Source organism: Rhizobium sp. LC145, assembly GCF_001005825.1.
Lineage (GTDB): Bacteria > Pseudomonadota > Alphaproteobacteria > Rhizobiales > Rhizobiaceae > Neorhizobium.
In genome coordinates this window covers 499,700-513,217 of record NZ_LBHV01000003.1, presented here as the reverse complement: position 1 = coordinate 513,217, position 13,518 = coordinate 499,700, and the positions used below count along the sequence as shown (strand labels likewise).

Genomic DNA, 13,518 nt, shown 5'->3' with positions numbered 1-13,518 from the left:
ACTGGATCGTTTCGTCGGCTGCGCCGACCGCTTCTCACCCCCAACCTCCCCACAAGGGGGTGGGCTTAACCCCGCCGCTCCGCCGACGCTCGCTCAAGGCAAGCGGCTGCCGCTTGTCTTCTCCCCCCTTGTGGGGGAGATGGCCGGCAGGCCAGAGGGGGTATTCAATCAAAACGCTTCCGCCGCCAGTTCCATCATCGTATCGGCGCCGGTTTCGATGCGGGCCTTGCGCAGCGCCGTTTCCGGCATGATGCGCTCCATGAAGAACTTCGCGGTGACGAGCTTGTTCTTCAGATAATCCTCCCGGGCGTCGCCCGCGGCAAGCTTCTCCTGTGCGGCCTTGGCGATCTTCGCCCACATGTAGCCGAGCGTCACGATGCCGAAGAGGTGCATGTAATCGGTCGAGCCGGCGCCAGCATTGTCGGGCTTGGCCATGGCGTTCTGCATGAACCACATGGTTGCGGCCTGCAGGTCGTTCAAGCCTTTCTTGAGGCCCTTGGTGAAGAGGACCATGTTCTCGTCGGCGCGGTTCTCCTCGCAGAAATCGCCGATCTCCTTGAACATGGCCATGACGGCGCGGCCGCCGTTCAGCGCCAGCTTGCGGCCGACGAGATCGAGCGCCTGGATGCCGTTGGCGCCTTCGTAGATCATGGTGATGCGGGCATCGCGCACATACTGGCTCATGCCGTGCTCTTCGATATAGCCGTGGCCGCCGAAGACCTGCTGGGCCATGACGGCGTGATCGAAGCCCTTGTCGGTCAAGACACCCTTGAGGATGGGGGTGGCGAGGCCGAGGAGATCGTCGGCGTTCTGCCGCTCGGCGGCGTCTTCCGAGCGGTGGGCGATATCGGATTTCAGCGCGGTCCAGAGCAGGAAGGCGCGGCCGGCCTCGTTGAAGGCCTTGATGGTCATCAGCGTGCGGCGAATATCCGGGTGGACGATGATCGGGTCGGCCTTGCCGTTCGGGTTCTTAGGACCGGAAAGCGAACGGCCCTGGATGCGCTCGCGGGCATACATGACGGCGTTCTGATAGGCGGTCTCGGCGATCGACAGGCCCTGCAGACCGACGCCCAAACGCGCCTCGTTCATCATCACGAACATGGCGGCGAGGCCCTTGTTCTCGGCACCGATCAGATAGCCGGTCGCCTCGTCGTAGTTCATGACGCAGGTGGCGTTGCCGTGAATGCCCATCTTGTGCTCGATCGCGCCGCAGGTAACGCCGTTGCGCTCGCCCAGCGAACCATCGGCCCCAACCATGAACTTCGGCACGATGAAGAGCGAGATGCCCTTGGTGCCTTCCGGCGCGCCCTCGATGCGGGCGAGAACCAGATGGATGATGTTGTCCGTCATGCCGTGCTCGCCGGCGGAGATGAATATCTTCTGGCCGGAGATCTTGTAGGAGCCGTCGCCGTTCGGCACGGCGCGGGTGCGCAGAAGGCCGAGATCGGTGCCGCAATGGGGCTCGGTCAGGTTCATGGTACCGGCCCAGGTGCCCTCCACCATCTTCGGCAGATAGGTCTTTTTCTGCTCGTCCGAACCGTGCACGAGGATCGCGGCGATCGCGCCTTGCGTCAGGCCCGGATACATCATCAGCGACATGTTGGCCGACGACATGTATTCGCCGACGGCGGCGTGAAGCGTGTAGGGAAGCCCCTGCCCGCCGAATTCCTCCGGCACGGCAAGCCCGATCCAGCCGCCCTGGCAATACTGGTCGTAGGCTTCCTTGAAGCCCTTCGGCACCGAGACCGACCCATCATCGTTTCGGGTGCAGCCTTCCTGATCCCCGGAAAGATTGAGCGGGAAAAGCGCCTCTTCCGCCACCTTGGCGGCTTCGCCCACGATGGCTTCCAGCATATCCGGCGTGGCATCGGCAAAGCCGGGCAGATTGCCGTAGCGCTCGAGCCCCAGCACATCGTTCAGGATGAAAAGCGTATCTTCTACGGGCGCCTTGTAAACGGGCATATCCGAACTTCCTCCGTAATCCTCACCGGACGCAATCGTCCACTCTTGAACAACATGAATAATTGACGTTTGCGTAAACGTCAAACACGGGATGATATCGCTCTTCACATTTTTGCGTGAGCCATCCGGGCGCCGGCTCCCAGGTTGCAGACGCTTGCGCGCGCCAAAGTGGAGTTCAAGGCCGGCCAGTCTCGCCTCAAACCACAGCGCACGCATGTGAAACAGTCGTGGCTCAAGACGAAAATCGCTGAAAAAGTCAGAATTTAGGGTCCGCGTTAACCAATTGTTGACCATGTTTCTGAAAATAGTGGTGCGTTGGAGGGGCGACCCGCGTTGCACCGGTTTCGGCATCACAGCGTCACCCGACCGTGCAAGGCTTGCTCAAGACGCCTCCAAACCACGTCTGCAGCGCTGAAGAGGCCGCATCGGCCGGTTCAGCGGGGACCAGGCAGCCGGCCGATACGACGTCGAAGCGAGCAAAGAAGATGAACGGATCACGACCAAATCCTTCCCGCCCCGGCGATCGGTCGTCACTGGACGCGCTCAGCCGCACGATCGAAGGGCTGGAGGCGCGCATCGAAGGCCTGATGAGCGCGGCCTCGCGCGAGGCCCGGCATCGGAGCGCCGAGGCGCAGCCTTCCGCGGCCGCCCGGCCGACCGCTGCAACTTCCGCCAACCCGCTTCAGGAAATCCGCGAACGGCAGCGTATGCTGGATGCCGCGCGCGACCACGCCTCCCGCACCGAGCGGCCGGTTGCGACAGCAGAACCGGTACGCCCTCAGCCTCGTTACGCAGAACCAACCCGTGCCGAACCCGGCTATGCCGGCGGCCGGCAGGAAGCCCTGCGCCCCAGGGTTCAGCCCCCGGAAGCCTATCGCCCCGACGCTGCCCCTACCCCTACCCAGGCCCAGGGCGCACGGACAACCTTCGACGCATCCGCCAGGCCGGCGGCTGCCGCAACGGCGCTTCAGACCCCGCCCAGGGAGCAGGCCCTCGCCCAGCAGACCGACGCGGCGATGCGCGACATCGCGCAAGCGCTCGTCAGCCTGCGTCAGGAGCTGAAACGCGATATCTCCGAGGGTGTCGCGCGGGAGATGAACACGCTCAGAACGGAAATCCGCAGCATCCGCTCCATGGCGGAAGATCAGCACTTCACCGAGGATCTGCGCGGCGACCTCGCCCGCCTTGCCCAAAGCATCAGCCAGCTCAACAGCCAGGCGACGCCGGAAGCCGAGGGCCTGCGCGCCGAGTTCGAGGAACTGCGCGCCGTGATGGACGGGCTTGCACGCGAGGAATCCGTGCAGCGGATGGAAAGCCACTGGCAGAGCCTGGAAGAGCGGATGCTGGAACTCGACTCCGCTGCCGTGCGCGAGGAACTGGTGGCGCTCGCCTATCGGATCGACGAGATCAAGAGCCAGCTCGGCGCGATGAGCGACAACCCGGTCATCCGCGCGCTGGAACAGAAACTGATCGCGCTTGCCGGAACGATGGAACAGTTCGGCTCACGGATGCAGCCCGCCGCAACCGGCCTGACCGAACAATTCGCCACGCTGGACGAGCGGCTGGACGAGATCAGCCGCGCAATTGCCGTCAGCGGCCGTGCCTCCCCCGCCTCCAGCATCGACCAATCCGCGCTGCAGCGCCTGGAAGGCCGCCTCGGAACGATGGCGGACCAAATCGAGGCCATGGGCCGCGCCACCAACCAGGTTGACCCCGCCGGCGGTCTTTCCACCCGGATCGAGGCATTGACGGCCCGGATCGAGGAGTTCTCGGAAGAGCGGGCGGCGCTGCGGCTGGAAGAGCGGCTCGACCAGCTCTCGCAGGTTCTCGACAAGGCGCAGAAAGCTGCCCTACAGCCGGAGCTCACCGGCTATCTCGCCGACATTTCTCGCAAGATCGACGGCCTGGCTCAAGGGACGATCAACGACACGCTCGCCGAGCGGCTCGACCTGCTCTCCCGGCGGATCGAAGAGATGGAATTCCACCCGAACCGCCAGTCCACCGACCAGGCGGCTTTCGGCCGAATAGAGGAGCGGCTGAGCGATATCGCCCTGAAGCTCGACGAGGCGGCCATCGCACCGCAGGGCGACAGCGAGGCTCTGCGCGGCCTGGAGGCCCAGATCGCCCATCTTTCCTCGCTGATGAGCGAACCGCGCAATGCGGCCATGCTGCCGAGCCATGTAGAGGACCGCCTGACGACGCTCGAGAGCTACGTGGCGACCAGCGACGAATATATTCTGGAAGCGGCGCGGCAGGCGGCGGAAGCGGTGGTCGAAGCCTATTCCCGCAACGCAATGGCGGGAACACCGCTCGCCGCGGCCGATATCGCCGCTCTCACCGCCCTTGCCGATGATCTCAAGCATCTGCAGGACCTGACCCGCGGTTCCGAAGAGCGGACCCAGCACACTTTCGAGGCGCTGCACGGCACGCTGGTGCAGATCGCCGACCGACTGGACAGCATGGAGGACCGGCTGGCATCGCCCGGAGAGCGGGCGGAGCTACGCCCGCCCGAGGCCGCTCAGCCGGCACCGGCCATGCAGACGTCGCAAGCCAGCCTCATGGCAAGCACGTCCGCGGCCGTGCGGAACGATCCGATGTCGGTCGAGGGTGAAGCCTCACTTCAGCGGCCGACCGCGGAAACCGCTTTTGCCGACAATGCGGCAATCGAATCCAAGTCGAGCCTGCTCGCAGGGTTTTCCCGCCTGCTGCCCGGCAACAAAAGCGAGCCCTCCAAGCATGCCCGCACGCTCGTGGAGCCGACGCCCTCCATAGACCCGGTCGACATGCTGCTGCCGCCCGAGCGGGAAAACGACCTGCTGGAGCCCGGTTCCGGCGTTCCGGACGTGAAGAAGATCCTCGAACGGGTGCGCGCCAGCCAGGCCGCCGGCGATTTCGAGAGCGACCGGGCGGCGACCGCCGAGCGGGCGGACTACATCGCCGCCGCCCGCCGCGCCGCCAAGGCCGCCGCGCAGGAGACCGATCCTTCCCAGAGCGAGCCGATGGCGAGGCTCATGGGCAAGACGGTGAAGCCTTCGAGCGACGCCGGACGCGCAGGCGCCTTCTCCCGGCACAAGCGGCCGATCCTGATGGCGGTCGGCGCCGTGCTGCTGGCGCTGATGGCCATGCCGCTGGTCAAGACCCTGACGCTTGGCGAGCCCGCGCCGCAGGCAATCGAGGCCCCCGCCGAAAACGGCATTCCGGGTGGCGAACTGCCCCTCATGGACCCGGCTGCGCCCGCGATGGACGGCGGTGCGATCCCCGGCGACGGCACGACCGGCGAAGCCGCGCCCGCTGCCCCGCAGCCGGAGGAAAGCACCGCGAACCACCTGACCGATCCCGCACCGGCCGAAGATATGCCGGCGGCGATCGAACCGCCTGTTCAGGCGGATTTGGCCGCAGCAGGCTTCACGCCGCCGGAAAACATGATCCCGGCCGCAGAGAGCCCGGCTGCCGATACCGCCGTCGAGCAGCAGCCCGCCGCGATCGTCGTGCCGCCCGGCATCGAGCCGAAGTCGCTTGCCGACGCCGCCGCTGCCGGCGATCCGGCCGCGCTCTTCGAGATCGGCGCATGCTATACGGAAGGCCGTGGCGTCGGCACCGACCTTTCCGAGGCCGCCAACTGGTACAAGCTTGCCGCCGACCGCGGCCTCGCACCGGCGCAGTACCGTCTCGCCAATCTCTTCGAAAAGGGCACCGGCGTCTCGCGCGACCTCGACAAGGCCGTGGCCTACTACGCCCAAGCCGCCGAAGCCGGCAATGCCAGCGCCATGCACAATCTGGCCGTACTCTACGCCTCCGGCGCGCAGGGAGAGCCGAACTATGTCGCCGCTGTGGAATGGTTCACGAAAGCGGCCGAACTCGGCGTCGCCGACAGCCAGTTCAACCTCGCGATCCTCTATGCGCGCGGCAATGGCGCGCAGCAGAACCTGGAGGAATCCTACAAGTGGTTCTCGATCGCCGCCAGGGGCGGCGACAAGGATGCCGCCGACAAGCGCGACGAGGTGGCCAAAGCCATGCGCAAGGAACAGCTCGACAGCGCCCGCGCCAAGGTGGAGGCCTGGAAGGTGCAGCCGCTGAACGCCAACGCCAATTCCATTAACGTGCCTGAGGAATGGGCCGGCGCGAAGCCGCTCACCACGGCATCGGTCGACATGGAAAAGGCGGTCCGCAACATCCAGGCGATCCTGAACAAGGCCGGATTCGACGCCGGCGCCGCGGACGGCAAGATCGGCGCCAAGACCACGGCCGCCATCAAGGCCTTCCAGACCTCGGTCGGCCAGAAACCGACCGGCAGGATCGACGACGCGCTGGTGAAGGAACTGCTGGCCCGCAACGCTTAGAGGCGGGTTCAAAAGGCTCTAAGTCTACTTACCCGACCGGGTATGCGGCGTTGCGTGATATTAATCACGCCCGGACAAAAAGGGCGAAATTGCCGGATTGTCCGGTACTTGCGGATTGACTCGGGCCGATACCGGGGCGCATGACCGATCCTATCTTCATGCCTTGTTCACCTCACGTGTGGCATGTTTTGAACGAGACCGCCGCAGCGGACGGGACGCGGTCGCGAACCGCCCGCAAGGGCGAAGATTCTTGCCTTTTCGAGGTTCGGCCGTGACTGTCTATCTGCCGATCGCAGAGCTATCGGTGAACATTTTCATCATTCTCGGCATGGGTGCGGCCGTGGGCTTCCTCTCCGGCATGTTCGGGGTGGGCGGCGGCTTTCTCATCACGCCGCTCCTGATCTTCTACAACATCCCGCCGGTGGTGGCGGTGGCGACCGGCGCCAACCAGGTGGTCGCTTCCTCGATCTCGGGCGCGATCACGCATTTCAGGCGCGGCACGCTGGACATGAAACTCGGCACGGTGCTTCTGGTGGGCGGCCTTCTGGGCGCCACGGTGGGCGTGTGGATATTTTCCTGGCTGAGGCGGGTCGGCCAGCTCGATCTCTTCATTTCGCTGCTTTACGTGGTTCTGCTCGGCGCGATCGGCACGCTGATGCTGATGGAAAGCCTGCGCGCCATGCGCCGGGCGAAGCAGAACCAGCCGCTTCCGCTGAAGCGCCCCGGCCAGCACAACTGGGTGCACCGGCTGCCCTTGAAGATGCGGTTCAAGAAATCGCGGATCTATCTCAGCGCCATTCCCATCGTCGTGCTCGGTTTCGTGATCGGCGTGCTGACCTCGATCATGGGCGTGGGCGGCGGCTTCATCATGGTGCCGGCGATGATCTATCTGCTGCGCATCCCCACCAATGTCGTGGTGGGGACATCGCTCTTCCAGATCATCTTCGTGACGGCCTATACGACCATGGTGCAGGCGGCGACCAACTACGCGGTCGATATCGTGCTCGCCACCATACTGATGATCGCCGGTGTGATCGGCGCCCAATACGGCGTGCGCGTGGGGCAGAAACTGCGCGGCGAACAGTTGCGCGCGCTGCTTGCGCTTCTGGTCCTGGCCGTCGGCATCCGCCTTGCAATCGCGCTGGTCGTCAAGCCGCAGGACGTCTATTCGATCGCGGTGGGAGGGCTTTCCTACTGATGGCCCGCCTGCTTTCGCCGATCCTTCTCGCACTCATCCTCGCGCTCGGCTCGCCGGCCGCCGCGCAGGTGCCCTTCGGGGAAGCCTCGACCGTGAAGGAGGGGCTGGAGATCGGCACCTCGACCAGCGAAATCGCCATCACCTCCGATTTCCGGGGCGCGGACCTGACCGTCTTCGGCGCGGTAACCAATGCGGACGAGCTGTTCCTGGCGATCGGCCAATACGACATCGTGGTGACGCTCGAAGGCCCGAAGGACTATGCGACGGTGCGCAGGAAGGAACGCGTGCTCGGCATATGGATGAACACGGAGTCCATGACTTTCGAGCAGGTGCCGGAGAGCTATTCGATCGCCAGCACGCGGCAGATCGACAGCATCGATTCCGCGCCCGCGCTCAACAATATCGGCATCGGCATCAGCCACATGACGCTCTCGCCGATCGGCTATGTGGGGAATGCGGCAAGCCTCAACGAATTCCGGGAGGCCTACCGGCGGCTCAAGCTTTCGGGCGGGCTCTACCAGAACGACACGAGCGGGGTGCGCTTCCTCTCCTCCAACCTGTTCCGCGCCTCGCTGAGGCTGCCGGCCAACATCCCGGACGGGGTGCATATGGTGCGCGCCTATCTCTTCAAGGGCGGGGAGCTGCTTCTGGAACGGGAGCAGCCGTTGCGCGTGGTCAAGACCGGTCTCGAACAGGCGATCACCGATGCGGCGCATAACCGGCCGATCGTCTACGGCATGTTCTGCGTGCTGATCGCCGTCGTCACCGGCTGGGGCGCCAGCCTCCTGTTCCGGAGAGATTGATCACTCCGCCGCCGCGGCCTGCTTTCTGGCAAGCACTTCCTGGTATGCCGCCGTCAGCCGCTCGAAGACGGAAGGCTTCGAGGGATCGGGCTCACCATGCAGGTGCAGGACGCGCAATTCCTCCATGAAATCCTCCCAGAGCGGACGGCCGCCCTTTTCCAGTAGTTCGGCGCGGATGGCGAGCTCCTCCGAAACGGGGAGGAAACGCCGGCCCCAGGCGCCCATTTCCGCAAGCAGCGGCACGAGCTGGATCGCCATCTCGGTCAGGCTGTAAATGGTCTTCTGCTTATGGCTCGGATCGTCCTCGCGGTAGAGCAGGCCCTTTTCGACGAGCCGCTTCAGCCGGTCGGCCAGGATGTTCGAGGCGATCCCCTCATCCGACTTCTGCAAGAGCTCGCGGAAGTGGCGGCGATTGCCGAACATGATGTCGCGGATGACGATGAGGCTCCAGCGATCCCCCAGAACTTCCAGTGTCAGGTTGATCGGGCAGCCCGAGCGATGTGCTTCGTCCATGTCATTCTCCAAAAACCGCTTGCATTATAAAATCAGTTGCCGTAATTTTCAACTGCTTGTATTTTGCAACTGGTTAATGGAGGATGAGGACATGAGAAAGCTGATCGTCTGGAACCTGATGACGCTGGACGGCTATTTCGAAGGCGAGAAACCCTGGGACATCGATTTTCACAATCTCGCCTGGGGGCCGGAGCTGGAGGCCATTTCGGAATCGTTCGATGAAGAAGGTGACCTGCTCGTTTTCGGCCGCAAGACCTATGAGGGCATGGCTGCCTACTGGCCGACAGCGGAGGAGAGCGGCAAAACCAAGGACAGCATGAACAATATCGCGAAGATCGCCGTCTCGCGCACGATGAAGGATGCGGAATGGAACAATACCCGCGTCGTCTCCGATCCGGTTTCCGAGCTCAGGAAGCTGAAGCAGGAAAAGGGCAAGGCGATCTTCATCTTCGGCAGCGCGGAGCTCACGGCCTCGCTGATGAAAGAAGGACTGATCGACGAAATCCGCCTCTGCATCGTGCCGGTCCTGCTTGGCAAGGGCAATCCGCTGTTCAAGACGGCGGAGGAGCGGACGGAATTGAGGCTGATCGATTCCACCACGACCGCCAAGGGCGCGGTGATTCTGCGCTATGAACCGCGCAATCCCTCGTGAACGAGGTGTGTGGCGGCCTTGACGCAGATCAAGGCCGCACAATCATTCTCCTTGGAAACTTGCGTCGACAAGGAGGAGGATGAACATGCCCAAGCACATTCTGATTGCCACGGACGGTTCCCCGCTTTCGACAGGAGCCCTGGAGAAAGCGCTCGACTTCGCCCGCGACATCGGCGCCGAAGCAACGGCGCTGACCGTGATGGAGCCGCTACAGGTCTTCACGGTCAATCCCTCCGGCATGGAGATCGCCTATGCCGAATACGACAAGACCAACAACATCGTTGCCGACGGCATCCTGAAAAAAGCGCGGGAAGAGGCGGAGAAGCGGTCCGTCCCCTACAAGGGCCTCAAGGCGACGCACACGGATCCGGCAAGCGCGATCATCGAGACGGCGGAAAAGGCTGGATGCGACCTGATCGCCATGGCCTCCCATGGGCGTTCCGGCTTCAAGGCCTTCATGCTCGGCAGCGTGGCGATGAAGGTGCTCGCCAACTCCAAGACGCCGGTGCTGATTTATCGGTAGTCTATCCCATCAGGTTGGCATATCTGACGGAATAGATGCGGTCGCGGCCGAGCAGGTGCGCGACCAGGGCTTCCCGGTCGAAGAGGCCGTGCATGGCCTTGTGGCGCAGGTCGAGCCCGCCGGACAACACCCCGAAGGCGGGCATCAGAAGGCGGCTGCCGTCGGTCGCGAAACAGGCGCGGCGGACGGACTTCTCCCGCCGGCGGACGGTGGCGGCGGGATGCAGGTGGCCGGCAATCTCCCCCTTGCCGGAAATCAAGCTCGGCTCGTGCCGGAAAACGAGGCCCCCATAGACGAGCTCGTCGGCGCAGGTACCGGGAAGATCGACCGTTCCGTCCGGATCGTGGTTGCCGTTGATCCAGATCCAGTCGCGGCCGCGCGCCATGGCGGCGATCACCGAGCGCAGCTCGCCGGGCAGATGGGCGGAACCCTTGCGATCATGGAAATTGTCGCCAAGCGAAACGACGATCTTCGGATCGTAACGGTTGACGACGGCCGCGAGGATATTGAGGGTCGCGACGGTGTCATAGGGCGGCAGCAGCATGCCTCTGCGGGCGAAGGCCGCGCCCTTTTCCAGATGCAGATCGGAAACGACGAGCATGCCGGTTTCCGGCAGGTAGAGCCCGCCCAACGGATCGCAAACGGCGACGACGCCGTTCACCACGATCTCTTCCGTGCCGGTGGCTGCTCCCATTGTCTGTGTCCGGGCCGCGAGGCCGAGGCGGTGCATCAATTTCGTTTCTCTCCAATTCGGGACTACAGCCCCTCATCCGCCCTGCCGGGCACCTTCTCCCCGTTCTGACGGGGAGAAGGAAACTTGTCGCACCATCTCGGTTCCCCCTCGCCCCGTTAACGGGGAGAGGGTGCGCCGAGCGAAGCGGAGGCGGGGTGAGGGGCAATGCCGCTCCAAGCCCTTTACGACATAGCCTCCGCGATCAGTTCCTCGGCGGCCTCTTGCAGCACCGCTTCCTGCGCCTCGCCGCCCGGCACCGGCTCCTTGCCGATCTCCAGCATGATGGGGATCGCAAGCGGCGAGACATGATCGAGATCGCGGTGGGTGATGTGCCCCCTGATTCGCCTGAGCATATCGCCTAAGCGGCCGATGTCCAAAAGACCTGACGCCGCATCCCGCCGCGTCGCCTCCAGCAGGATATGGTCCGGCTCGTGGGTGCGCAGCACGTCGTAAATCAGGTCGGTCGAGACCGTCACCTGCCGGCCGGTCTTTTCCTTCCCAGGGTGACGGCGCTCGATCAAGCCGGAAATCACGGCGCAATTGCGGAAGGTGCGCTTGAGCATATAGCTTTCGGCAAGCCATGCCTCCAGATCGTCACCCAGCATATCCTCATCGAAGAGATCGGAGAGCTTGAGCCGGCCGGATTTCACCATCCCGCCGATATCGTTCAGCCCCCAGACGGCAAGCGAATAATCGGTGGCGACGAAGCCGAGCGGGTGAGCGCCAGCCCGCTCCAGCCGGCGGGTGAGCAGCATGCCGAGTGTCTGGTGTGCCAGCCTTCCCTCGAAGCAATAGGCGATCATGAAGAACCGCTTGCCGCGCGGGAAGGTCTCGATCAGCAGCTCATCCTTTTGCGGTAGCAGGGAGCGGTCCTTCTGGATCGCCAGCCAGTCGCGCACCTGATCCGGCAGCGCCTGCCAGCGATCGGGATCGGCGAGCATGCCGCGAACCTGATCCGCCAGATAGGTGGAGAGCGGGAACTTGCCGCCCGCATAGGCGGGAATTTTCGGATCGAGCGAGAAGGCGTTGGATACGAGACATTCGTTCTCCCGGATACCTTCGAAGCGCAGCACCTTGCCGGCGAAGAGGAAGGTATCGCCCTGCACGAGCTGTTCGAGGAAATATTCCTCGACCTTGCCGAGCGAGAGGCCTCCACGGCCAAGCGTGCCCCTGGCATTGCGCCTGACCAATCGCACATTGAGCTCGGTCGCCTCCACGATCGTTCCGAGATTGAGGCGGTATTGCTGCGCCACCTGCGGATTGGAGACACGCCAGAGCCCTTCCTTCGTCTTCCTGATCTTGGCGTAGCGCTCGTAGGAACGCAGCGCATAGCCGCCGGTCGCGACGAAATCGACGATGCGCTCGAAGGTTTCCCAGGAAAGGCCGGCATAGGGCGAGGCGGAGGTTATCTCGTCATAGAGCTGGAGGGCATCGAAGGGCTCGGCGCAAGCCATGCCGAGCACGTGCTGAGCGAGCACATCGAGAGCGCCCTCCCCGACCGGCGGCGTATCCTGCGCGCCGAGATAGTTGGCATCGAGCGCCGCCTGGCACTCCATCACCTCGAAACGGTTGGCGGGCACCAGAATCGCCTTCGAGGGCTCGTCCATGCGGTGATTGGCGCGGCCGATGCGCTGGGCAAGGCGCGACGCTCCTTTCGGCGCGCCGACATGCACGACGAGGTCGACATCGCCCCAATCCATGCCGAGATCGAGCGTCGATGTGGCGACGACCGCGCGCAGCCGGTTGGCGGCCATGGCGGCCTCAACCTTCCGCCGCTGGCCGGCATCGAGCGAGCCGTGATGCAGGGCAATCGGCAGATTGTCTTCGTTGACGGTCCAGAGCGTCTGGAACAGAAGCTCGGCCTGGAAGCGCGTGTTGACGAAAATCAGCGTCGTCTTGTGGCGCCTGATCTCCTCGTAGATTTCCGGGATCGCATAGGTCGAGACATGGCCGGACCAGGGGATATGAGCCTGGGTGCGGAGGATCGAGATATCGGGCGCGGCACCGCCCGTGACATGCACCAGCCCGGCCGGCGGCGCGGGGTGTTCGCCCTCTCGCCCCCCTTGGGACACGAGCCATTTCTGCAGGTCCATGGGATCGGCCACCGTGGCCGAGAGCCCGATGGTGCGCATGTGCGGCGCGTGGCGGCGGATGCGGGCGAGCCCCAGCGACAGGAGGTGGCCGCGCTTCGAGGTGACGAGCGAGTGCAGCTCATCCAGCACCACGTATTTGAGATCCTTGAAGAAGCGCTCCGCCTCCCTGTTGGCGAGCAGCAGCGCCACCTGCTCGGGCGTCGTGAGAAGAATATCGGGCGGGTTCAGCCGCTGGCGCTGGCGCTTGGCCTGCGGCGTATCTCCGGTACGGTTTTCGATGGTGACGGATAAGCCCATTTCGGAGACGGGCTTCGTGAGGTTGCGCTCGATATCGACCGCCAGCGCCTTCAGCGGAGAGATGTAGAGCGTGTGGATGCCGGTGAAGGCCGAGCCCGGTGGGATTTTTCCGCGCCGCGTCAGATCGGTGAGCGAGGGCAGGAAGCCGGCAAGCGTCTTGCCGGCGCCCGTCGGCGCGATCAGCAGCATGTTCTCGCCGGCCTTCTCACCCCCTTGGGCCCGGGCAAGGAGTTCCAACTGATGGGCGCGGGGCTGCCAGCCCTTCTCGGCGAACCAGTTCAGGAACGGCCGGGGCAGAAGCGCGGCATCACGGCCGGAGGTTTGGGTTTCAGCAATATCCACGAGGGCCAAGATAAGCGGTAGCGCGAGAAAAAGAAGCCTGATTGACAGCATCGCAGAATCAT

At 64.2% G+C, this 13,518-nt stretch carries 9 protein-coding genes; 5 read left to right on the top strand and 4 right to left on the bottom strand.

Annotation, left to right across the window (positions count from 1 at the left end; translation table 11 throughout):
* Window positions 1-168: 168 nt before the first annotated feature.
* Window positions 169-1,962: an acyl-CoA dehydrogenase C-terminal domain-containing protein gene (locus YH62_RS10855; protein WP_046794183.1), complete on the bottom strand. Its 1,794-nt coding sequence runs from the start codon at window positions 1,960-1,962 to the stop codon at window positions 169-171.
* Between the two features lie 485 nt (window positions 1,963-2,447).
* Here YH62_RS10855 and YH62_RS10850 point away from each other — a divergent pair, with 485 nt between their 5' ends.
* The 3 genes from YH62_RS10850 to YH62_RS10840 all read left to right on the top strand — a co-directional run bounded on the left by YH62_RS10850 (window position 2,448) and on the right by YH62_RS10840 (window position 8,303).
* On the top strand, window positions 2,448-6,302 hold the full coding sequence (locus YH62_RS10850) for an SEL1-like repeat protein (RefSeq protein WP_046794182.1): 3,855 nt from the start codon (window positions 2,448-2,450) through the stop codon (window positions 6,300-6,302).
* Between the two features lie 271 nt (window positions 6,303-6,573).
* Complete coding sequence (locus YH62_RS10845) at window positions 6,574-7,500, top strand: sulfite exporter TauE/SafE family protein (RefSeq protein WP_046794354.1); 927 nt, start codon at window positions 6,574-6,576, stop codon at window positions 7,498-7,500.
* On the top strand, window positions 7,500-8,303 hold the full coding sequence (locus tag YH62_RS10840; protein WP_046794181.1) for a TIGR02186 family protein: 804 nt from the start codon (window positions 7,500-7,502) through the stop codon (window positions 8,301-8,303). Before YH62_RS10845 ends, YH62_RS10840 begins: the two co-directional genes overlap by 1 nt.
* Here YH62_RS10840 and YH62_RS10835 read toward each other — a convergent pair whose 3' ends face one another.
* Window positions 8,304-8,816, bottom strand: a complete 513-nt coding sequence (locus tag YH62_RS10835; protein ID WP_046794180.1) for a helix-turn-helix domain-containing protein — start codon at window positions 8,814-8,816, stop codon at window positions 8,304-8,306.
* Window positions 8,817-8,907: 91 nt separating this feature from the next.
* Between YH62_RS10835 and YH62_RS10830 the strand changes: the two genes are divergently transcribed.
* Both YH62_RS10830 and YH62_RS10825 read left to right on the top strand, forming a co-directional pair.
* On the top strand, window positions 8,908-9,468 hold the full coding sequence (locus tag YH62_RS10830; RefSeq protein ID WP_046794179.1) for a dihydrofolate reductase family protein: 561 nt from the start codon (window positions 8,908-8,910) through the stop codon (window positions 9,466-9,468).
* A gap of 85 nt (window positions 9,469-9,553) precedes the next feature.
* Window positions 9,554-9,991 (top strand): universal stress protein, encoded by a 438-nt coding sequence (locus tag YH62_RS10825; protein WP_046794353.1) that lies wholly within the window; start codon window positions 9,554-9,556, stop codon window positions 9,989-9,991.
* Window position 9,992: 1 nt separating this feature from the next.
* Here the strand turns inward: YH62_RS10825 and pdeM are convergent, their stop codons facing one another.
* Together pdeM and YH62_RS10815 are read right to left on the bottom strand one after the other, a co-directional pair.
* On the bottom strand, window positions 9,993-10,685 hold the full coding sequence (pdeM, locus tag YH62_RS10820; protein WP_245282075.1) for a ligase-associated DNA damage response endonuclease PdeM: 693 nt from the start codon (window positions 10,683-10,685) through the stop codon (window positions 9,993-9,995).
* A 221-nt stretch (window positions 10,686-10,906) separates the two neighbouring features.
* Window positions 10,907-13,507, bottom strand: a complete 2,601-nt coding sequence (locus YH62_RS10815; RefSeq protein ID WP_082118317.1) for a ligase-associated DNA damage response DEXH box helicase — start codon at window positions 13,505-13,507, stop codon at window positions 10,907-10,909.
* Window positions 13,508-13,518 lie beyond the last annotated feature (11 nt).